At 73.7% G+C, this 20847-nt stretch carries 22 protein-coding genes; 10 read left to right on the forward strand and 12 right to left on the reverse strand.

Features of this window, described 5'->3' with window-relative positions:
* Nucleotides 1-7: 7 nt before the first annotated feature.
* Nucleotides 8-301: a YiaA/YiaB family inner membrane protein gene (locus tag KDN32_RS08845; protein WP_211731634.1), complete on the reverse strand. Its 294-nt coding sequence runs from the start codon at nt 299-301 to the stop codon at nt 8-10.
* 96 nt (nt 302-397) lie between these two features.
* Here KDN32_RS08845 and KDN32_RS08850 point away from each other — a divergent pair, with 96 nt between their 5' ends.
* From KDN32_RS08850 to KDN32_RS08875, 6 genes are read left to right on the forward strand one after another with little or no spacing between them, the layout of a single operon-like run.
* Nucleotides 398-1846, forward strand: coding sequence for a pyridoxal phosphate-dependent decarboxylase family protein (locus KDN32_RS08850; protein ID WP_211731635.1), 1449 nt, complete (start codon nt 398-400; stop codon nt 1844-1846).
* A gap of 5 nt (nt 1847-1851) precedes the next feature.
* Nucleotides 1852-2484, forward strand: a complete 633-nt coding sequence (locus KDN32_RS08855) for a hypothetical protein (protein WP_211731636.1) — start codon at nt 1852-1854, stop codon at nt 2482-2484.
* A gap of 11 nt (nt 2485-2495) precedes the next feature.
* A complete protein-coding gene (locus KDN32_RS08860) occupies nt 2496-3932 on the forward strand; it encodes a GuaB1 family IMP dehydrogenase-related protein (RefSeq protein ID WP_211731637.1) in 1437 nt (478 codons plus the stop codon).
* A gap of 13 nt (nt 3933-3945) precedes the next feature.
* Entirely contained in the window at nt 3946-4623 is a 678-nt protein-coding gene (locus KDN32_RS08865; protein ID WP_211731638.1) for a sulfotransferase, read from the forward strand.
* Nucleotides 4620-5168 carry a nucleosidase gene (locus KDN32_RS08870; protein WP_307853867.1) on the forward strand — a complete coding sequence of 183 codons (549 nt, stop codon included), beginning with the start codon at nt 4620-4622 and terminating at the stop codon, nt 5166-5168. Before KDN32_RS08865 ends, KDN32_RS08870 begins: the two co-directional genes overlap by 4 nt.
* A gap of 34 nt (nt 5169-5202) precedes the next feature.
* Nucleotides 5203-5358 (forward strand): hypothetical protein, encoded by a 156-nt coding sequence (locus KDN32_RS08875; RefSeq protein WP_211731640.1) that lies wholly within the window; start codon nt 5203-5205, stop codon nt 5356-5358.
* Nucleotides 5359-5509: 151 nt separating this feature from the next.
* Here the strand turns inward: KDN32_RS08875 and KDN32_RS08880 are convergent, their stop codons facing one another.
* From KDN32_RS08880 to KDN32_RS08895, 4 genes are all read right to left on the reverse strand, one after another.
* Nucleotides 5510-6091, reverse strand: a complete 582-nt coding sequence (locus KDN32_RS08880; RefSeq protein ID WP_211731641.1) for a LysR family substrate-binding domain-containing protein — start codon at nt 6089-6091, stop codon at nt 5510-5512.
* Between the two features lie 35 nt (nt 6092-6126).
* Nucleotides 6127-7821 (reverse strand): BCCT family transporter, encoded by a 1695-nt coding sequence (locus tag KDN32_RS08885; protein ID WP_211731642.1) that lies wholly within the window; start codon nt 7819-7821, stop codon nt 6127-6129.
* A 73-nt stretch (nt 7822-7894) separates the two neighbouring features.
* On the reverse strand, nt 7895-9583 hold the full coding sequence (locus KDN32_RS08890) for a bifunctional 3'-5' exonuclease/DNA polymerase (RefSeq protein WP_211731643.1): 1689 nt from the start codon (nt 9581-9583) through the stop codon (nt 7895-7897).
* A 29-nt stretch (nt 9584-9612) separates the two neighbouring features.
* On the reverse strand, nt 9613-10452 hold the full coding sequence (locus tag KDN32_RS08895) for a helix-turn-helix transcriptional regulator (RefSeq protein WP_249216392.1): 840 nt from the start codon (nt 10450-10452) through the stop codon (nt 9613-9615).
* A 108-nt stretch (nt 10453-10560) separates the two neighbouring features.
* Between KDN32_RS08895 and KDN32_RS08900 the strand changes: the two genes are divergently transcribed.
* Nucleotides 10561-11490 (forward strand): SDR family oxidoreductase, encoded by a 930-nt coding sequence (locus tag KDN32_RS08900; RefSeq protein ID WP_211731644.1) that lies wholly within the window; start codon nt 10561-10563, stop codon nt 11488-11490.
* Nucleotides 11491-11519: 29 nt separating this feature from the next.
* Complete coding sequence (locus KDN32_RS08905; RefSeq protein ID WP_211731645.1) at nt 11520-11978, forward strand: VanZ family protein; 459 nt, start codon at nt 11520-11522, stop codon at nt 11976-11978.
* Between the two features lie 14 nt (nt 11979-11992).
* Here the strand turns inward: KDN32_RS08905 and KDN32_RS08910 are convergent, their stop codons facing one another.
* Entirely contained in the window at nt 11993-12973 is a 981-nt protein-coding gene (locus KDN32_RS08910) for an Acg family FMN-binding oxidoreductase (protein WP_211731646.1), read from the reverse strand.
* Nucleotides 12970-13512: a flavodoxin family protein gene (locus KDN32_RS08915; protein ID WP_211731647.1), complete on the reverse strand. Its 543-nt coding sequence runs from the start codon at nt 13510-13512 to the stop codon at nt 12970-12972. Before KDN32_RS08915 ends, KDN32_RS08910 begins: the two co-directional genes overlap by 4 nt.
* A gap of 133 nt (nt 13513-13645) precedes the next feature.
* On the opposite strand from KDN32_RS08915, the gene ppk2 reads away from it, so the two are divergent.
* The gene (gene ppk2, locus KDN32_RS08920; RefSeq protein ID WP_211731648.1) at nt 13646-14647 is read left to right on the forward strand and encodes a polyphosphate kinase 2; all 1002 of its coding nucleotides are present in this window, start codon (nt 13646-13648) and stop codon (nt 14645-14647) included.
* Between the two features lie 90 nt (nt 14648-14737).
* The gene (locus tag KDN32_RS08925; RefSeq protein ID WP_211731649.1) at nt 14738-15694 is read left to right on the forward strand and encodes a universal stress protein; all 957 of its coding nucleotides are present in this window, start codon (nt 14738-14740) and stop codon (nt 15692-15694) included.
* Nucleotides 15695-15707: 13 nt separating this feature from the next.
* Here KDN32_RS08925 and KDN32_RS08930 read toward each other — a convergent pair whose 3' ends face one another.
* From KDN32_RS08930 to KDN32_RS08950, 5 genes are read right to left on the reverse strand one after another with little or no spacing between them, the layout of a single operon-like run.
* Nucleotides 15708-16427 carry a gamma-glutamyl-gamma-aminobutyrate hydrolase family protein gene (locus KDN32_RS08930; RefSeq protein WP_211731650.1) on the reverse strand — a complete coding sequence of 240 codons (720 nt, stop codon included), beginning with the start codon at nt 16425-16427 and terminating at the stop codon, nt 15708-15710.
* 7 nt (nt 16428-16434) lie between these two features.
* Nucleotides 16435-17214: a 3-oxoacyl-ACP reductase gene (locus KDN32_RS08935; RefSeq protein ID WP_211731651.1), complete on the reverse strand. Its 780-nt coding sequence runs from the start codon at nt 17212-17214 to the stop codon at nt 16435-16437.
* 52 nt (nt 17215-17266) lie between these two features.
* On the reverse strand, nt 17267-18631 hold the full coding sequence (locus KDN32_RS08940) for an aldehyde dehydrogenase family protein (RefSeq protein WP_211731652.1): 1365 nt from the start codon (nt 18629-18631) through the stop codon (nt 17267-17269).
* Between the two features lies 1 nt (nt 18632).
* The gene (locus KDN32_RS08945; protein WP_307853870.1) at nt 18633-20000 is read right to left on the reverse strand and encodes a glutamine synthetase family protein; all 1368 of its coding nucleotides are present in this window, start codon (nt 19998-20000) and stop codon (nt 18633-18635) included.
* A gap of 40 nt (nt 20001-20040) precedes the next feature.
* On the reverse strand, nt 20041-20775 hold the full coding sequence (locus KDN32_RS08950; RefSeq protein ID WP_211731653.1) for a FadR/GntR family transcriptional regulator: 735 nt from the start codon (nt 20773-20775) through the stop codon (nt 20041-20043).
* Between the last annotated feature and the right edge of the window lie 72 nt (nt 20776-20847).

Raw genomic sequence — 20847 nt, forward strand, 5'->3', positions numbered from 1 at the left:
CGCGTGGTCAGGAGACGGACTTGAAGGGGTCGTGCTCGGCGAGGAGCTTGTCGACGCGGGCCTGGTCGATGCGGTGGAAGACCCGCGCGTCCTCCTGCTGGTCGCGCACGACCTTCGCGAGGGTGAAGGTCGAGGTCGTCAGGTAGAGCGTGCCGAGGGCGAGGAAGCCCTTGATCCACGGGTCGGCGTCCATGAAGTAGATCGCGACCAGCATGGCGAAGAGCGAGGCACCGAACGAGATGGTGGCCTGCAGGGCGAAGGCGGCGGTGTTCTTGGCGGTGGTGTCGGTCTTGGAGGGCATGGCAGAAGCCTGCTCGGGGAGGACGTCGCGCGGACCTGTCGCGCTACCCGATCCGCGCTGAGTACGCGCACCTGACGCGACCGGTACGTTCGGGCCATGCCAGAGAGCGCACCCGGACACATGTCGCCCGAGGAGTTCCGCCGCCAGGGCCACGCGGCGATCGACTGGATCGCCGACTACTGGGCGTCGCTCGACGACCTGCCGGTGCGCTCGCAGGTCGCGCCGGGCGACGTACGGGCGCTGCTGCCGGCGTCCGCGCCCGAGGAGGGCGAGTCGTTCGACGCGCTGCTCGCCGACCTCGACCGCGTGGTGGTGCCGGGCCTCACCCACTGGCAGCACCCGCGGTTCCTCGCCTACTTCCCGGCCAACTCGTCGCCGGCGGCGATCCTCGGCGACCTGCTCTCGAGCGGCATCGGCGCGCAGGGGATGATCTGGGCGACCAGCCCGGCGGTGACCGAGGTCGAGCAGGTGGTGCTCGACTGGTTCGCCGAGGCGCTCGGCCTGCCGACCGCGTTCCGCAGCGACGGCCCCGGTGGCGGCGTCATCCAGGACACCGCGTCCACCGCGACGCTGACCGCGCTGCTCGCCGCCCTGCACCGCGCCAGCGGAGGTGACGTACGGCGTCATGGCGTCGGTGCCGGCCAGTGGACGGTCTACGGCTCCACGCAGGCGCACTCGTCGCTGGTGAAGGCGGCGATGATGGCCGGTCTGGGGGAGGACGCGGTGCGCGCGGTCGGCGTCGACCCAGCCACCCAGGCGATGGACGTCGACGCGCTGCGCGAGGCCGTCGCGGCGGACGTCGCGGCCGGCCGGCGCCCGGTCATGGTGCACGTCGCGTCCGGGTCCACCTCCACCGGCGCGACCGACGACGTCGCGGCCGTCGTGGAGGTCGCGCGCGAGCACGACGACCTGTGGGTCCACGTCGACGCCGCCTGGGCGGGGGTCGCCGCCGTCTGCCCCGAGCTGCGCGGCCACCTGCGGGGCGTGGAGGACGTCGACTCCTTCGTCACCAACCCGCACAAGTGGCTGCTGACGACCTTCGACTGCAGCACCTTCTGGGTGCGCGACCGCGCGGCGCTGACGGGGGCGCTCTCGATCCTGCCGGAGTACCTCCGCAACGCCGCGACCGAGTCGGGCGCCGTCGTGGACTACCGGGACTGGCACCCCCAGCTCGGACGACGCTTCCGTGCCCTCAAGCTCTGGGCCGTGCTCCGGACCTACGGGCTGGAGGGGCTGCGCGCCCACGTCCGGTCCGGCGTCGAGCTGGCGCAGCGGGTCGCCGACCACGTCGCGGCCGACGACCGCTTCGAGCTGGTGACCGAGCCGTCGCTGTCCCTGGTGGTGCTCCGGCTCCGCGCGGGCGACGAGCAGACGCTGGCCGCGATGGAGGCCGTCAACGCCTCGGGCGAGGCCTACCTCAGCCACACGACCGTCGAGGGGCGCGCCGCGATCCGCGTCGCGGTGGGCAGCTGGCGCACGACCGCGGCCGACATCGACCGGACCTGGGCGGCGCTCCAGCACGCCGCCGAGCCTCTGCAAGGGTGAGGAGCATGAAGCTCTACGCCGACTCACCGGCCCGCCGCACGCGCCAGGTGGTGGCCGACCTCGTCCTCGTCGCGTGGCTGGTGCTCTGGGTCTGGGCGGGCAACGCCGTCCACGACGCCACCGTCGAGCTCGCAGGACCCGGGCGCCAGACCGAGTCGGCCGCGACCTCGATGGCCGAGCAGCTGCGCGACGCCGGCGAGCGGCTCGGCGGGGCGCCGCTGGTCGGCGACGAGCTGGCCGTGCCGTTCGACAAGGCGGCCGACGCGTCGAACGGCCTCGCGTCGGCCGGGCGCGACACCGCCGACGCCGTCGAGCGGCTGGCGCTGCTGCTCGGGCTCGCGGTCGCGCTCATCCCGATCCTGGTGGTCTGTGCCCTCCACCTGCCCGCCCGGTGGCGCTTCGTGCGCGAGGCGACGGCGGGAGCACGCTTCATCGACGCGCAGGACGACCTCGACCTCTTCGCCCTGCGGGCCCTGGCCCACCAGCCGATGCACGTCCTCGCACGGGTCAGCGACGACCCGGCCGGCGCGTGGCGCGCCAGGGATCCGGAGGTCGTGCGCGCCCTCGCGGCCCTGGAGCTGGCCGACGTGGGCCTGCGGCCCCCGGAGCTGCCGGGCACGGTGGGCGGCTCCGCGTAGAGTCACGCCACGTGCAGTTCCTCGACGGCGCGACGCCGCCCCACGACCTGACGTACGACGACGTGTTCATGGTGCCGCGGCACTCCGCGGTCGCGAGCCGCTACGACGTCGACCTCGCCACCTCCGACGGGACCGGCGCCACGCTGCCCCTCGTCGTGGCCAACATGACGGCGATCGCCGGCAAGCGGATGGCCGAGACGGTCGCCCGGCGAGGCGGCCTCACGGTCATCCCGCAGGACATCCCGATCCCGGTGGTCGCCGACGTCGTCGCGTGGGTCAAGCAGCGCCACCACGTGTTCGACACCCCGATCGAGCTGCGCCCCGACCAGACGGTCGCCGAGGCGCTCTCGCTGATCCCCAAGCGCGCCCACCGCGCGGCCGTCGTCGTCGAGGACGGCCGTCCGGTCGGCGTGGTGTCCGAGGCCGACTGCGCCGACGTCGACCGCTTCGCCCAGGTCGGCTCGGTGATGAACCGCGACGTCGTCACGGTCTCGACCGGCACCGACCCGCGCGAGGTCTACGACGCCATCGAGCGCGCCAAGGCGCCCCTGGCCGTCGCGGTCTCCGAGGCCGGCGAGCTGGTCGGCGTGCTGACCCGGCTCGGCGCCCTCCGCGCGACGCTCTACACGCCCGCGCTCGACGCGGCGGGCGGGCTGCGCATCGCGGCGGCCGTCGGCGTCAACGGCGAGGTGTCCGAGCGGGCCGAGCAGCTCCTGGCGGCCGGCGTCGACTGCCTGGTCGTCGACACCGCCCACGGCCACCAGGACCGGATGGTGCAGGCGCTCCGGGCCGTACGCGCGCTCTCGCCCACCGTGCCGGTCGCGGCCGGCAACGTCGTGTCGGCCGAGGGGACGCGCGCGCTCGTCGAGGCAGGTGCGGACATCGTCAAGGTCGGCGTCGGACCGGGCGCGATGTGCACCACCCGGATGATGACCGGCGTCGGGCGGCCGCAGTTCTCCGCCGTCCTCGAGTGCGCCACCGCCGCCCGCGAGCTGGGCAGGCACGTGTGGGCCGACGGGGGAGTGCGTCACCCGCGCGACGTCGCCCTGGCGCTGGCCGCCGGCGCGTCGTCGGTGATGATCGGGTCGTGGTTCGCCGGGACCCACGAGTCGCCCGGCGACCTGATGCACGACGCCGACGGCCGGCCGTTCAAGGTCTCGTTCGGCATGGCGTCGGCGCGCGCGGTCGCCAACCGCACGGCCGGCGAGTCGTCCTACGACCGGGCGCGCAAGGGCCTCTACGAGGAGGGCATCTCGTCCTCGCGGATGTACCTCGACCCGCAGCGTCCCGGCGTCGAGGACCTGATCGACCAGATCTGCTCCGGCGTGCGCTCGTCGTGCACCTATGCGGGGGCGAGCACCCTCGCCGAGCTGCACGACAACGCCCTCGTCGGCCTCCAGTCCGCCGCCGGCTTCCACGAGGGCCGTCCGCTCGAGCGGTCGTGGTGAGGGTGGTGGCCCGATGAGCACGCGCGAGCTCCAGCACGTCTTCGTGATGACCTACGGGCGGTCGGGCTCGACCCTCCTCATGGGCATCCTGAACTCGATCCCCGGCTGGCTGATCCGGGGCGAGAACCGCCACGCGATGCGTCACCTCTACGACTTCCACCGCACCGGCCTCGCCGAGCGCGACCGCGTCGACCCTGCCCGGGCGAGCCAGCCGACCCACCCGTGGTTCGGCATCGAGGGCTTCCCCGAGGTGGCGTCGCTCCAGCACATCCGGACGCTGGCCGAGGCGACCCTGCTGCGGCCCGAGCACGACACCCGGGTCAGCGGCTACAAGGAGATCCGCTGGTACGACGCGGACCTCCCGGACTACCTCGCGTTCCTCCAGCAGGTCTTCCCGGGCGCCCGGTTCGTGCTCAACACCCGCAATCTCGAGGACGTCGCGGCCAGCAACTACTGGACCCACAAGGACGACCCGCTCGCCCAGGTGACCGCGATCGAGCAGAAGATGCTCGCCGCGGCGGAGGGGCTCGGCGACGCGGTCCACCGGGTGCACTACGACGACTACGTCGCCGACCCGGACGTGCTGCGCGGGCTCTTCGAATGGCTCGGCGAGACCTACGACCAGAACCGCGTCGAGGCGGTCCTCGCCACCCCGCACTCCCGCCGCGGCAAGCACCGGGACGCCGAGTGAGCCGGCAGGTCCTGGTCGTCTCCGCGACGACCGCGGAGGCCGCGCACGTCCCGCCCGACCTGCCGCTCGTCATCACCGGCATGGGCAAGACCGCCGCGGCGGCCGCGACCGCACGCGCCCTGGCGGCGTACGACGACCTCGCCGGCATGACGGTCGTCAACATCGGCACCGCCGGCGCGCTGCGTCCGGGCCTGGCCGGACTCTTCGAGCCTGGCACCGTGCTCAACCACGACCTGAGCGCCGACGTGGTCCGCGCGCTCGGCCACGACCCGCAGGAGCGGCTCGAGGTCGGCGCGTCCGACGTCGTCCTCGCCACCGGCGACGTCTTCGTGAGCGACCCGGTCGTGCGCGACGCCCTCGCCGCGCGCGCCCACCTCGTCGACATGGAGGGCTACGCCGTCGCCTATGCCGCGCAGCAGGCGGGCGTCCCCGTGCGCCTGGTCAAGCACGTGTCCGACGCCGCCGACGAGTCGGCGCTCGACTGGCCGAGGCTGGTGGCCGCCTCGGCGGTCGTCCTCGGGGAGTGGCTCGCGACCGAGCTCTGAAGGCTCCGCGGCCGGTCCGTGTGAGGATGGCCACATGATCGTCAACCCCGGCAGCCACGACCCGCAGGGTCCCTGGGACCCCGACGCGAGGAAGAAGTGGATCGACACCCGCTACTTCTGGACGCTGCTCCCGGTGCTGGTGGTGATGGTCGGCCTGATCGTCGCGGGGCAGTACCTCGGCGACGGCTGAGCCGCAGGAGCGCGCCCGAGCCGCCGGCGTACGCCCCTGGGCAGGTATCGGTCAGGCTCTCGCTGAACTTGTCAGGGCGTGCACGGCCTGACAAGTTCAGCGATCCCCGGTCAGCCGGGGATCGCTGAAGCACGCCCCACCGCCCCCCGGGTCAGCGCGACGTGTTGGCGGTACGCCCCTTGGTGACGCCGACGAACGCCTGCGTCACCTCGTCGTCGCGCTCGACGAGCCACACCAGCGCCATGGTGGTGGGCTCGAGGTCGGCGACGACCCGGGTGACGACGTCCTTGCGCTGGTGCAGGCGGGCCACCGACATCGGGAGGATCACGACGCCCGTGCCGGCGGCGACCGTCTCCACGGCCTCCTGCTCGGTCATCGGGGGCCAGTCGAGCTGCTCGGCGTCCGGCGTCCAGCCGCTGGGGTGCGGTCGGACGAGCTGCTCGTCGACCAGGTCGGCAGTGGTGACCTCGTCGTCGGCCGCGGCCAGCATGTGGTCGCGGGACGCGACGGCGACCTGCACCTCGTCGTAGAGGCGGACGCAGTGCAGCCCGTCGCGGTCGACGGGGAGCCGGACGAGCGCCATGTCGAGGCTTCCGTCGCGCACCCCGTCGGTCTGGTCGGCCTCGGTCGTCGGCACCAGGTGCAGCGTCTCGGGGCGCCGCTCGCGCCAGTGGCGCGCCCACTTGTCGGGGGTCGCGCCGGTGACGAAGCCGACGCGGAGGGGAGCGATCATGGGCACGACCCTACGGTGACCGCTCCCTGTCCCGGTCAGGCCTCGGGGTCCTTCTGGACCGAGATGACGAAGTCGTCGCCGTGCTCGGTGACACCGGTGATGACGGCGGCCTCGACGGCCTCGATGGCGTACTGGCGGCGCACCACCATCGGGTCCTGGCCGAGGTCCTTCACCAGCGCGGCCGCGAGGCCGACCATGATCACCACGAACGGCAGGGCCGCGATGACGGTGATCGTCTGCAGGCCGGTCAGCGCGTCGGCGCCGCCGACGAGGAGCATCACGGCCGCGACGGCGCCGGTCGCGACGCCCCAGAAGATCACGGTCGGGCGGCTCGGGTGCGTGGTCCCGCGCTCGGACAGGGTGCCCATCACGATCGAGGCGGCGTCGGCGCCCGAGACGAAGAAGATCCCGACCAGGACCATCACGACGATGCTCGAGACGGTCGCGAGGGGGTAGACCTCGAGGGTGCTGAAGAGCTGGTTCTCCAGGCCGCCGGCGCCCGCGATGTCGGTGCCGTTCTTCTGCAGGTCGATGGCCGCGCCGCCGAAGATGCAGAACCAGACCACGCTCACCAGGCTCGGGACGAGCAGGACACCGGTGACGAACTGGCGGATGGTGCGACCGCGCGAGATGCGCGCGATGAACATGCCGACGAACGGCGTCCACGACAGCCACCACGCCCAGTAGAAGACGGTCCAGCTGGACAGCCAGTCGCTGGTCTCCTCGCCCTCGGCGGCGGTGCGCGCGGCCATCATCGGGAGGTCGGCCACGTAGGAGCCGATCGAGGTCGGGACCAGGTTGAGCATGAAGACCGTCGGGCCGACGACGAACACGAAGAGCGCGAGCGCGACCGCGAGCACCATGTTGATGTTGGAGAGCCACTGGATGCCCTTGGCGACGCCGGACACGGCGGAGAGCACGAAGGCGGCGGTGAGCACGGCGATGATGCCGACGAGCACCGCGTTGCCGGTGTCGCCGATGCCGGCGACGATCTGGAGGCCCGACTCGATCTGCAGGGCGCCGAGGCCGAGCGAGGTGGCCGAGCCGAAGAGGGTCGCGAAGATCGCGAACATGTCGATCGCCTTGCCGCCCACGCCGTGGGCGTGGCGGCCGAGGATCGGCTCGAAGGCCGAGCTGATCAGCTGGAGGCGGCCCTTGCGGTAGACGCCGTACGCGACGGACAGGCCGACGACGGCGTAGATGGCCCACGGGTGCAGCGTCCAGTGGAACATCGTCGTGGCCATCGCGGTCTGCGCGGCCTCGGCGTTGCCGGCCTCACCCGTGCCGGGCGGCGGCGTCACGAAGTGGGTGATCGGCTCGCTGACGCCGTAGAACATCAGGCCGATGCCCATGCCGGCGCTGAACATCATCGCGATCCACGACACCGTGCGGAACTCCGGCTCCTCGTCGTCGCGACCGAGCGGGATGTTGCCGAACTTGCCGAGCGCCAGCCAGATCACGAAGACGACGAACGCGCTGGAGGTCAGGACGAACAGCCAGCCGGTGTTGCCCATGACCCAGGACAGGCCGCTCGCGGAGGCGTCGGCGAGGCTTCCGGTGCTGACGAAGCCCCATGTCAGGAACGCGATGCTGATCAGCGCCGTGACGCCGAAGACGACCTTGTCGAGGCCGCGCTCGGGGGCGGGGGAGGGCTCGATCGCCGCGTCGAGGGCGGGGTGCACCTCGTCGGGGACGGGGAGCTCGTGTGGGTGGTCCGTGTCGATGGCCATCCCTCGACCAGATCAAGAATCTTGGCGTCAAGCAAACCGGGACGCGGGTTCCCCGCTGACGCCGAGACGGATCTCACGCTCGCTGCTCGCCCACAGGGGTGGCGTTCTCCCCGGCGTCCCTGCCGGCGTCCTTGCCGGCCTCGGCGTAGGAGCGCACGACCGACACCGACAGCGGGAAGTCGATGGGGAGGTCGCGGAACAGCAGCCTCGCGGCACCGTCCGCGGCGTCCCGGACGGCGGCGACGACCGCGTCCGCCAGCTCGGCGGGCGCGTGCACCACGACCTCGTCGTGCAGGAAGAACACCAGGTGCGGACGGGCCTCCACCGGACCGTCGTCGCCGAGCGCCCACAGCCGGTTGCGCAGGTCGGCCACCCAGCACAGGGCCCACTCCGCGCCCGTGCCCTGGACGACGAAGTTGCGGGTGAAGCGGCCGTAGGCGCGGCGCCGGCGGTCGAGGTCGGTGAGGTCGTCGGGCGGTGCGTCGGGCTCGTCGCGCCACGAGCCGCCGAGGGCCGGGCAGCCGCGGCCGAGCAGCGTCCGCACGACCTGGCCGCGCTCGCCCACCCGGGCGGCCTCCTCGACCAGCCCGAAGGCGCGGGGGTAGCGCCGGCTCAGGTCGGCCACCATCCGGCCGCTCTCGCCGCTGGTCGCGCCGTACATCGCGCCGAGCAGGCCGAGCTTGGCGTGCTGGCGCGAGGTGACCGCGCCGTCGTCGACCATGCCCTGGTAGAGGTCGGCGCCGCGGGCCGCGCGGGCGAGGGCGGTGTCGCCGCTCATCCCGGCCAGGACGCGGGGCTCGAGCTGGGCGACGTCGGCCGCGACGAGCACCCAGCCGTCGTCGGCGACGGCGGCCGGCCGCACGACGGCGGGGAACGACAGCGCGCCACCGCCGTTGGAGGACCAGCGCCCGGTGGCCGAGCCGGCAGGCTGGTAGACCGGGCGGAAGCGGCCGGCAGACACCCACTCGTCGCTCCACGCCCAGCCGACCGTCTGGAACAGGTGGGCGAGCTTCTTGTAGCGCAGCAGGGGCTCGACCACCGGGTGGTCCACGCGGCCGAGGGTGGAGGCGCGGGTGTCCGGCACGTCGACCTCGGCCCGGCGCAGCGCGGTCATCAGGTCGGGACGTGAGTCGGGGTTGAGCGCGGGGCTCCCGAGGATCTCGCGCACCTCGTCGGCGGCCCGCTCGAGCAGCAGCGGCCGCGCTCCCCGCGGAGGCCGCGGTCCGAGCAGGTCGGCGAGGATCCGCTGGTGGACGTCCACCCGCCAGGGCACACCGGCGTGGGTCATCTCCGCCGCCGCGAGGGCACCGGCCGACTCGGCGGCCAGCAGCAGGGTGAGGCGCGCCGACGCAGGGGACGCGTCGACCGCGGCGACCTGCCGGGCGTCCTCGGCGTCGGCGCGCAGGTGCTCGGTGGCGTCGGCGCTGAACAGCACGGGGTCGCCCGCGACGACCGGCCCCAGCCCGTCCCACAGCGGCCGGTCCGGGCCGTCGAGGAGGCCGTGGTCGACCTCGGGTGCGCGGCGGAGCAGGTGGTGCCCGAGCCGCAGGTCGTGGCACCGGCCGACCCGTACGCCGTGGGCGAGGAGCAGCGGGTACCAGCGGGCGGTGTCGTCCCACACCCAGCGAGGACCCTCGGCCTCGCGCGCGGCGACGTGGGCCGGGAGGTCGGCCAGGGCGAGGACCTCCTCGTCACCGCCGGTGCCGTCGCCGGTCAGCAGCACCCGGTCGCCGGGCAGGCGGGAGAGGTGGACGCGGCTCACGAGGACAGCCTCCCCGACGCCACCGACGCTCAGCCGGTCGAGGGTGCGCCGACGGCGCCCAGCAGCCGCAGCCGCTCGTGGCTCACCGTGCCGGGGGTCGCGGTGTGGACGAGCAGCGAGTGCGACTGGAACGGGTCGAGGGCGACCTGGCAGCTCAGCTCGAGCAGGCCGACGGCCGGGTGGAGGTAGCGCTTGACCTCCCGCGGCCGGATCCCGACCTCGTGCGCCGCCCACCGCTCGCGGAACTCCTCGCTGCGCTCGACCAGCAGCGCGGCGAGGTGGGCCGCGCGGGAGTCCTGCCCGCGCAGGGCGACGACCGCGCGGAGGCCGGAGGCGTACATCCGGGAGTAGAAGTCGTGGTCCTCGGGCGGGTGGATCAGCCGCGCGGTCGGCTCGGTGAACCACCGGTAGCCGATGCTGCGTGACGGGCCGGTCCACCGGCTCGCATCGCCGACGAGCGCGACGCTGAGCGGCGTCTGGCGCAGCGACTCCCCGAGCTCGGTGACGATCTCGGCGGGCGTGTCGCCCAGCCGGTCGAAGATCCGCAGCATGCCCGGGGACACGTGGTCGCCGGCCGCCTCCCGGACCGGCGGGCGGTGGCCGGCGAGGCGGAACAGGTGATCGCGCTCGTCGAGCGAGAGGTGGAGCCCTTGGGCGATCGAGGCGACCATCTGCTCGGACGGCTGCGGGCCGCGCTCGCGCTCGAGGCGCGAGTAGAAGTCGGTCGACATGTGGCTGAGCGCGGCGACCTCCTCGCGGCGCAGCCCGGGGGTGCGGCGCCGCGGACCGCGAGGGAGCCCGACGTCCTCGGGCTGCAGGGCCTCCCGGCGTCGGCGCAGGAAGTCGGCCAGCGCGGCGCGATCGATCATGCGGCCATCCTGTCTGGTCGACCTGCCCGTATCCACGGATCGCCGGGCCGTGGATACGGGACCGCGCGGCGGGCACGCTGGGCGGACACCGACCCGAGGAGACCCACCGTGCCCAGGACGTACGACCTCCCCCTTCCCGACCTGACCGGGCGCCGCGCGCTCGTCACCGGCGCGAGTGACGGGATGGGCCTCGGCATGGCCGCCTCGCTCGCCGGTGCCGGCGCCGAGGTGCTCCTGCCCGTCCGCAACCGCGCCAAGGGCGAGGCGGCCGTGACCTCGATCCGCGACCGGGTGCCAGGGGCACGTCTGGTGCTGCACGACCTCGACCTCGCCTCGCTCGCGTCGGTCGAGGCTCTCGCCGACCGGCTCGTGGCGGAGGGCCGACCGATCCACCTGATGATCAACAACGCCGGCGTGATGACGCCCCCGGAGCGGGCGACGACCGCGGACGGCCACGAGCTCCAGCTCGGCACCAACCACCTCGGTCACTTCGCGCTGACCGGGCGGCTGCTGCCGCTGCTGCGTGCCGGGCGAGCCCGCGTGACCTCCCAGGCGAGCATCGCGGCCCGCCGGGCGACGATCCACTGGGACGACCTCGACTGGGAGACCTCGTACGACGCGATGGCGGCCTACCGCCAGTCGAAGCTCGCCTGCGGGCTGTTCGGGCTCGAGCTCAGCCGTCGCAGCGCGGCCGCGGGCTGGGGGGTCACGAGCAACGTCGCCCACCCGGGCGTCGCCCCGACCAGCCTGCTGGCCGCGCGCCCCGAGCTCGGCAGGAGCGCCGACACCACGGGGGTGAGGGTGATCCGGTGGCTGTCCGCGCGCGGGCTGCTCGTGGGGACGGTCGAGTCCGCCCGGCTCCCCGCCCTGCTCGCCGCGACCGCCGGGGACGACGGCGGGTTCTACGGACCGCAGTGGCCGGGCAGTGCCGGCGGACCGCCGGGCGCGCAGTCGCTGTGGCGACCGCTGCGCAGCAGTGACGAAGCAGCGCGGCTGTGGGAGGTCTCCGAGGAGCTCACGGGGGTCACCTTCGGCTGAGCGCCTTGGCCGACCGGGATGATGGCGGGGTGCTGCACCGCCACCCGTTCCTCAGCCTGCTGACCCTCGCGTACCTCGGGTTCCTCGCCCTCGTGACGCTCACGCCGGGCTCCGACCAGCCCGACTACCAGGGGCTGGCCGAGCGGATCCTGGTGCGGCTCCAGCGCTACCCCGACCTCGACCCGCTCACCAGCCGGCTGAGCGTGGAGCGCATCGAGTTCCTCGCCAACATCGGCCTGTTCGTGCCGCTCGGTGTGTTCCTGCTGCTGCTCGTCGGGACCCGGTTCTGGCTGGTCGCGATGGCTGCCGGCATCGTGCTCACCTCGATGATCGAGAGCGTCCAGCGCGAGATCCCCGGCCGGGTGTCGGACCCGCGGGACGTGGCGGCCAACTCGATCGGCATGTTCGTCGGGATCGTGCTGGCCGTCGTGCTGACGCTGCCCGCGGCGCTCCGGCGACGGCGCGAGCGCGCGGCGCGGCGGGCCTGACCGGACGGCCGTCCTCAGCCGGTCTCGAGCACGTCGTCGAGCGGGCGGCGCGGGGTGCGGACGAGGTCGTCGCGGCCGATCGCCTGCCATCCGACCCGGACCAGCACGAGCGGGTGCGCGAGCCCGCCGAGGACGTCGTGCTGGAAGGCGCGCCGCGTCTCCGGGACCTCGACGAGCTGGCTGAGCGGGACCACCGACAGGCCGTCCGCGGTGGCGGCGAGCCACAGCGCGCTGAGGCCCTCCCCGGCGCGCAGCCACGCGGCCGGGTCGTCCTGGCCGTCGAACAGCACCACCAGCCCGTCGGAGGACTCCAGGTCGGGGCCGGGGACCGCGTGCAGGGGTGCGGTGTCGAAGCGCTGGGCGTACGCGCCGGCGCGGTGGCTCGGCTCGGGCAGCGCCTCGCGCGGGATGCCGTCCACCGGTCCGCGGTCGAGCCACTCCTCCTGCTCGGCACGCGCGGTCGGGCGTGAGCGCTGGAGCTGGGCGGCGAGCAGCACGAGCCGCTCGGCGCGGAAGCGCTCGGACACCTCGGTGAGCGCGACTGCGCGGGCGCCCTGCTCGTTGGCCACCGCGGCGAGCCGCTCCAGGCGCTCCTCGGGCACGGGCCAGGAGGTGAAGCGCCGGCGGTCCGTGCTGCGTCGGGCCAGCAGGTCGAGGGTCTCGGCGCCGTGCGGTGGGGGAGGGCCGGCCTCGAGCGTGATCCGGGCCAGCAGGTCCGCTCGCCGGGGATCGGGGAGACGTTCGACCGTCGGGACCCACCCGAGCGCCGCGGCTGCGACAGTCGCGTGGTGCAGCGCGGCGCCGCAGCTGATGACCAGGTTGCGACCCAGGGGGTCGGCCACCTCGAGCTGGCGCCTGCGGTCGGCGTGCAGCTCCAGGCCACGCCCGGAGGTGCGCCAGCGCCACGGCTGGGTGTTGTGCACGCTCGGTGCCAGGCACGCGGCGCCGACGACCTGCCGGACGACGCGGTCCGGCACGGCGGGACGGGCGGTCATCGGGGCACCCCCTCCGGCCCGGGTTCGGCCGGCAGCAGGTCGGCCAGCCGCTCGCCGAGCTCGCGGGCCCGGGTGATCTCGCCGTCGGCGAGCGGGCCGCCGACCGCGGTGACCAGGAAGCCGGTCGGTGCGTCGGCGACCCGCAGTCCCCGGCGCCGCGCGAGCCGGGCGATCGCCGGACCGGCGGCCCGCGGCAGCCAGCGCACCGAGCTGACGCGCGTGTCGAACGCGGCGACCCGGGGTGGGTGCGACTGCGGGCTGGTCAGGCCCTCCAGCCACTCCCGGACACCGGGACCGGCACGGTCGGGGACGGCTCCCTGGCGCACGGCGTCGGCCCGGGTCGCGGGTCGGCTGAGGGAGAAGGCGTGCGTGGGGGCACCGACCACGAGCAGGTCGAGGTCCCCGGGCAGGTCGGTGGGGGCGTCGCCCACCACGACCACGCCCACCTCCACGCCGCGCCCCGCGAGTCCGGCGGCCACCTCCCGCGCGACCTGCTCGGTGTTGCCGAACATCGACTCGTAGACCACCAGCGCCTTCATCGCTCCTCCTCGGGTGCATCCCCGCTGCTCCCAGCCTCCTGCGGTCCGACCCCCGGGGGGCAGGGACGAAGGGCCCCCGACCACGTGCCCTTGGGCACTGGGGTGGGGGCTCGCCGCTGCCTAGCCTCACGGCATGTCGACGCTGGACTCCCGTGACCGCACCCCCGAGCCTCCGTCCTCCGGCCCCGGCGGTCCCGGGCACGCCGAGGACCTGGACGAGCTGCTCGACCTCGAGGACGACCTGAGGCCCGAGGGCCAGGAGGCCGACGACCGGCCGGACGCGGAGGGCGTCCCTGCGTGGCGGCAGGGCTACCCGTACGAGAAGAAGCTCAGCCGCAGCGAGTACGAGCACACCAAGCGGCTGCTGCAGATCGAGCTGCTCAAGCTCCAGGCGCACGTCAAGGACACCGGGCAGAAGGTGGCCGTGCTCTTCGAGGGTCGGGACGCGGCCGGCAAGGGTGGGGCGATCAAGCGGTTCATGGAGCACCTCAACCCCCGCGGCGCCCGCATCGTCGCGCTCAGCGTGCCGACCGCGCTCGAGCAGTCGCAGTGGTACTTCCAGCGCTACGTCGCGCACCTGCCGAGCGCCGGGGAGATCGTGCTGTTCGACCGCTCCTGGTACAACCGCGCCGGGGTGGAGCGCGTGATGGGCTACTGCACGCCCGTCGAGTACCTCAACTTCATGCGCGAGGTGCCCGACTTCGAGCGGATGCTCACCCATGCCGACATCCACCTGGTGAAGCTGTGGTTCTCGGTGTCGCGCGCCGAGCAGGCGGCCCGCTTCGCCGCCCGGTCCTCCGACCCGGTGCGGCAGTGGAAGCTCTCGCCGACCGACCTGGCCAGCCTCGACAAGTGGGAGGCCTACACCGAGGCCAAGGAGGCGATGTTCTTCCACACCGACACCGGCGACGCGCCGTGGACGGTCATCAAGTCCAACGACAAGAAGCGCGCCCGCATCGAGGCGATGCGGGTGCTGCTCTCGAGCATGGACTACCCGCAGAAGGACCGTGAGCTGGTCGGCACGCCCGACCCGCTCATCGTGGGGCCGGCGGCGCTGGTGCACGAGGACGACGAGGACCCGGGGCGGTTCTTCCCGCCCCTGCTCACCTCGTCGGGCCCTTCGCGGCCGGCGTGAGGACGTAGGGCCCTGCCCGGCGCCCGGGCGCCGGAGCACCGTGGAGGTGGGACTGGTGGTGGGCCCCCCGCCGCCGCTGAGGAGGACGCGATGAGCACGTCGGACTTCGTCGAGACCGGGACGGCGGGAGCCGTCGTCGTCGGCGTCACGGGACCCGGGCGGGAGACCGCGGCACTGCGCTTCGCGGTCGCCGTCGCGCGCCGCGAGGAGCTCGAGGTCGTGCTGGTCCATGCCTTCCGCACCGCGCTCCCGGCACCGCCGCAGGCCGCGCTGGTGTCCTACGCCGCGACCGCCGACGTCGCGGAGTGGGTGGTGAAGGAGGTCGAGGAGGAGCTGGCCGGACTCACCGGGGGACGGGTCCGGTTCCGGAGCATCACCGTGGCCGGCGCACCCGCCCGGGTGCTCGCCGACCTCTCGCGCGGCGCGCGGGTCGTCGTCCTCCAGCACCGCACCGACCACGCGGCCGGTCGGCTCTTCACCGGCTCGACGGTCACCGGCACGGCGACCCACGCGCACTGCCCGGTCGTCTCGGTGCCGGCCGACTGGGAGGCGCCGGTCGGCGACGAGCCGGGCGAGGTGGTCGTCGGCGTGCACGAGGGCGGCCTGCCCCGTCCGGTGCTCGCGGCGGCGTACGACTGGGCCGAGGCCACGGCCGCCGACCTGCGCGTGGTGCACGCCTGGCGGCTCGACCCGGCCTACGACGACATCATCACCGCGCGCGTTGCCGGGGAGTGGAACCACACCCGGCGGGAGGCGCTCGCGGCCGCGGTCACCGCTCTCGGCGCCGCGCACCCGGGGGTGCGGGTCACCCTGGAGGTGCGCCACCAGTACCCGCCCGAGGTGCTGGTCGAGGAGTCGCGCTCGGCGTCGCTGGTGGTCCTCGGTCGCCGCGGCCCGCACCTGTGGCCGGGGGAGCACCTCGGCTCGCTGGCCCGCACCGTGCTGCGCGCGGCCCACGGCCCGGTGATGGTCGTGCCGGTCGCCCGGCACGACGAGTCGCCCCGTGACTGGGACCTGCTCGCCGACGAGGTGTCCCCCCAGGCCTGAGCCGCGGCGGAGCTCAGGAGGCCGCCCGCCCGGCGTGCTGCCGGGCGGCGGCCACCAGGCCGGCCATCAGGCCGATCTCGACGCGCGTCTCGGGGTGCCACTGCACCGCGACGCACCAGCGCTCGCCCGTGGCCTCCATCGCCTCGAGCGTCCCGTCGGCGGCGTGCGCCACCGCCTCGTAGCCGGGGTGCGTCGCGACCGACTGGTGGTGGTGGCAGCTCACCTCGACCTGCGGGCCGACGAGGTCGGCGAGGCGCGACCCGGCGGTCGTCGCCACGGCGACCGTGCCGTACGCGTCGCCGCCGGGCGAGTGGTCCTCGTGCCCCACGAGGTCCGGCGTGTGCTGGTCGAGGGTGCCGCCGGCGTGCACCGCCATCAGCTGCATGCCGCGGCAGATCCCCAGCACCGGCAGGCCGGCCTCGTCGGCGGCCGCCAGCAGCGCCAGCTCCCAGGCGTCCCGCTCGGGCTGCCAGCCGGCGGTGCGTGGGTGCGGCTCGGCGGCGTAGCGCGACGGGTCGACGTCGGCGCCGCCCGAGACGACCAGCGCGTCGAGGCGTGCCACCACCCGCGACGCCGCGCCGGGCGTCGCGACGGGTGGCAGCAGCAGCGGCACGCCGCCCGCCGCCTCGACCGAGGCGGCGTACTCCGTCGGGAGCAGGTCGGCGGACGTGCGCCACACGCCCCACTCGGCGTGCTGCCGGTAGGTCGTCAGGCCGACGAGGGGAGCGTCCACGGCTGCCTCAGAGCGGGGTGACGTAGGCGCCGGAGATGCCACCGTCGACGAGAAAGGTGTTGGCGGTCATGAAGCTCGACTCGTCGGAGGCGAGGAAGAGCACGGCGTTGGCCATCTCCTCCGGCTCGCCGAAGCGTCCCATCGGGACGTGGACGAGGCGGCGCGCGGCGCGCTCGGCGTCGCTGGCGAAGAGCTCCTTGAGCAGCGGCGTGTTGACCGGCCCGGGGCACAGCGCGTTGACCCGCACGCCCTCGCGGGCGAACTGCACGCCCAGCTCGCGCGACATCGACAGCACGCCGCCCTTGGACGCGGAGTAGGAGATCTGCGAGGTCGCGGCACCCATGACGGCGACGAACGAGGCCGTGTTGATGATCGAGCCGCGCTTCTGCTCGAGCATGTAGGGCAGCGCGGCCTTGCAGCACAGGTAGACGCTGGTGAGGTTGACCTCCTGCACCTTGCGCCACGCGTCGAGGTCGGTGTCGAGGATCGAGTCGTCCTCCGGCGGCGAGATGCCCGCGTTGTTGAACGCGATGTCGACCGACCCGTAGGTGTCCTTGGCGGTCCGGAAGAGGGCGTCGACCTCCTCCTTGGAGGTGACGTCGACGTGGACGTAGGTCACCACGTCGGGACCGCCGAGCTCGGCGGCCAGCGCCTGGCCCGCGGCGTCGTCGATGTCGCCGATGACCACGCGCGCGCCCTCCTCGACGAAGCGGCGCACGGTCGCGAGCCCGATGCCGCTGCAACCGCCGGTGACGACGGCCGTGCGGCCCTCGATGCGTCCTGCCATGGGTGTCTGCCTCTTTCTGCTGGGTGGTGCGTGCGGGGGTGGTGAACGGTGGTCAGTGGGCGATGAAGACGTTCTTCTCCTCGGTGAACGCGTCGGGCGCGTCGGGTCCGAGCTCGCGGCCGAGGCCGGACTGCTTGTAGCCGCCGAACGGAGTCCAGTAGCGGACCGAGGAGTGGCTGTTGACCGACAGGTTGCCGGCCTCGACCCGGCGGGCGACCCGCAGCGCGCGACCCACGTCGGAGGTGAAGATCGAGCCGGACAGGCCGTAGTCGCTGTCGTTGGCCAGCGCCACCGCCTCGTCCTCGTCGTCGAAGGCCATGACCGCGACGACGGGCCCGAAGACCTCCTCGCGCCAGATCGGCTCGGAGGTGTCGGTGGACTCGACGACCGTCGGAGGCAGCCACCAGCCGGGACCGTCGGGGGCGCTCCCGGTGAACGCGACGGACGCGCCGTCGACGTAGGCCTGCACGGCGTCGCGCTGCCCGGCCGAGACCATCGGGCCCATCTCGCTCTGCTCGTCGGCCGGGTCGATCACGCGCAGCGCCCGGACGGCGGTCTCGAGGCGTCCGACGAACTCGTCGTAGGCCGAGCGCTGGACGAGGATCCGCGACCGTGCGCAGCAGTCCTGCCCGGCGTTGTCGAAGACGGCGTACGGCGCGCTGGCGGCCGCGGCGGCGACGTCGGTGTCGGCGAAGACGATGTTCGCGCTCTTGCCGCCGAGCTCGAGGGTCACCCGCTTCACCTGGTCGGCGCAGCCGGCCATGATCTGCTTGCCGACCGCGGTGGACCCGGTGAAGCAGACCTTGCGGACCAGGGGGTGCGTGACGAAGCGCTGGCCCACCACGGAGCCCCTGCCGGGCACGACCGTGAGCACCCCCTCGGGGATGCCGGCCAGCCGGGCGAGCTCGCCGATCCGGATCGCGGTGAGCGGGGTGAGCTCGGCCGGCTTGAGGACGACGGTGTTGCCGGCCGCCAGCGCCGGCGCGAAGCCCCACGCGGCGATCGGCATCGGGAAGTTCCAGGGCACGATGATCCCGACCACGCCGAGCGGCTCGTGGAAGGTCAGGTCGGTCCCGCCGGCCACCGGGATCTGCCGGCCGAAGAGGCGCTCGGGCGCCGCGGAGTAGTAGTTCAGGCAGTCGCGGACGTTGCCGGCCTCCCAGCGGGCGTTGCCGATGGTGTGGCCGGCGTTGAGCACCTCGAGCCGCGCGAGCTCCTCGAGGTGCTCGTCGACCACGGCGGCGAACGCGCGCAGCAGCCGGGCGCGCTCGCCGGGCGCGACGTCGCGCCACGCGGGGAACGCGTCGTGGGCGCGCTGGATCGCGGCGTCGGCGTCGTCGAGGGTGGCGAGGGCGGGGGAGGAGTCGATCTCCTCGCCGGTGGCCGGGTTGATCAGGGGGTGGGTCTGCAGGGTCATCTCACAACCTCTCGAAGCCGCGGACGAGCTCCCAGTCGGTGACGGCGGCGTTGTAGGCGGCGAGCTCGACGTCGGCCATGTTGGCGTAGTGGTCGACGACGTCGTCACCGAGGGCCGCCCGGACCACCTCGGAGGAGTGGAACAGCTCACGCGCGGCGCCCATCGTCGACGGCACGCGCGGCTTGTCCGAGGCGTAGGCGTTGCCGGTGAGCTCGGGCTCGAGCTCCAGCTCGTTCTCGATGCCGTGCAGCCCGCCCGCGACCATCGCCGCGAGGGCGAGGTAGGGGTTGGTGTCGGCGCCGGGGATGCGGTTCTCCATCCGCGCGCCGGCGCCGCGGCCCACGAGGCGCACCGCGCACGTGCGGTTGTCGAGGCCCCACCCGAGCGTCGTCGGCGCGAAGGACCCGTCGGCGAAGCGCTTGTAGGAGTTGACGTTGGGGGCGAACAGCAGCGTGAAGTCGGCGGCGGTCGCGAGGACGCCGGCGATGAACTGGTCGTAGAGCGGCGTGCGGCCTCCGGCCTCCTCGTCCCAGAACACCAGCTCGCCGTCGGTGCCGCGCAGCGAGAGGTGGATGTGGCAGGAGCTGCCCTCGCGCTGGTTGGGCTTCGCCATGAAGGTCACCGACTTGCCGTGCTGCGCGGCGATCTCCTTGGCCGCGTTCTTGTAGACGACGTGGTTGTCGGCGGTCGTCAGCGCGTCGGCGTAGAGGAAGCCGACCTCGTGCTGGCCGAAGTTGCACTCGCCCTTGGCTCCCTCGACGTCGAGACCCGCGGCGTACATGTGGTTGCGGATGTCGCGCAGGAGCGGTTCGAGCTTGGTGGTGCCGAGGATCGAGTAGTCGACGTTGTAGTCGTTGGCCGGGACGAGGTCGCGGTAGCCCTTGCGGCGCGCCTCCTCGTAGGTGTCCTCGTAGACGACGAGCTCGAGCTCGGTGCCGGCGTACGCCTTCCAGCCGCGCTCGGCGAGCCGGTCGAGCTGGCGGACCAGGATCGCGCGCGGCGACGCGCTCACCGGCGTGTGGTCGGTCCACTCGAGGTCGCACTGGACCATCGCGGTGGCCGGCAGCCACGGGAGCAGCCGGATGGTCTGCTCGTCCATGACGAACTCCATGTCGCCGTAGCCCTGCTCCCACGAGGTCATCGCGTAGCCCGACACGGTGTTCATGTCGACGTCGACGCCGAGGAGGTAGTTGCACCCCTCGGTGCCGTGCCCGACGACGTGGTCGAGGAAGTAGCGGCCGTGCAGCCGCTTGCCCTGGAGCCGGCCCTGCATGTCGGTGAAGGCGAGGACGACCGTGTCGACCTCGCCCCCCTCGATCAGGCCGCGCAGGGCGTCGAGGGTGAGGTGGCGGTCGTTGCGAGTGGTCACGTGCTCTCCGTCTCCGGTGGGTCGGTCGGTGCGGTGGGTGTCAGGCCAGCAGGCCGCGCAGCAGCGCCGCGGTGTCGTCGCAGTGGTCCTCCATGACGGCGCGGGCGCGGTCCGCGCGGCCGGCCAGCACGGCCTGGCAGATCTGTCGGTGCTGCTGGTGGGAGTGGCTGATGTTGGTGTCCAGCGACGGGATCGACGCCAGCGCGGTGTCGAGCACCGACTGCACGGAGGTGACCGCCTCCTGCACGCGCGCCGACCCGCTGAGCGCCGCCACCGTCAGGTGGAACCGCGAGTCGGCCTGGCGGTGCGCGCGCTTGCCGGTGGCGTCGTGGACGGCCGTCTCCGCGGTGGTGAGGCGCTCGCGCTCGGCGTCGGTCAGCACGCGCGTCGCGGCGAGGTAGGCCGCGCCGGGCTCCACGACCCGGCGGAACTCCAGGGCGTCGAGCCACTCCGCGGCCGTGGACTCCGCGAGCCGGGCCAGGCCGCCGGTGAAGCGGGCACGGGCACCGGACGTGACCGTCGAGCCACCGCCGCGACCGCGCCTGGTCTCGACCAGCCCCGCCTGGCGCAGCGCCGCGATCGCCTCGCGCAGGGTGGCGCGGCTCACCGCCATCCGCTCGGCCAGCTCGCGCTCGGGCGGCAGCAGGCTGCCGACCGGGTAGACGCCGAGCCGGATCGCGGTGGCGAGCTGCTCGACGCAGCCCTCGAAGGCGTGGTGGCCGCGCACGGGGCGGAGCACCGCTGAGGTGAGGTGCTCGTGCGGCTGCGCGGACATGGGCGTCAGTCTGGGCACCGCGTGCCGGTGACGTCAATGGTCAGGGTTCAGACCAATTTCTGTATCACCTAT

Origin of the sequence: Nocardioides palaemonis, from assembly GCF_018275325.1 — a bacterium.
Taxonomy (GTDB): domain Bacteria; phylum Actinomycetota; class Actinomycetes; order Propionibacteriales; family Nocardioidaceae; genus Nocardioides; species Nocardioides palaemonis.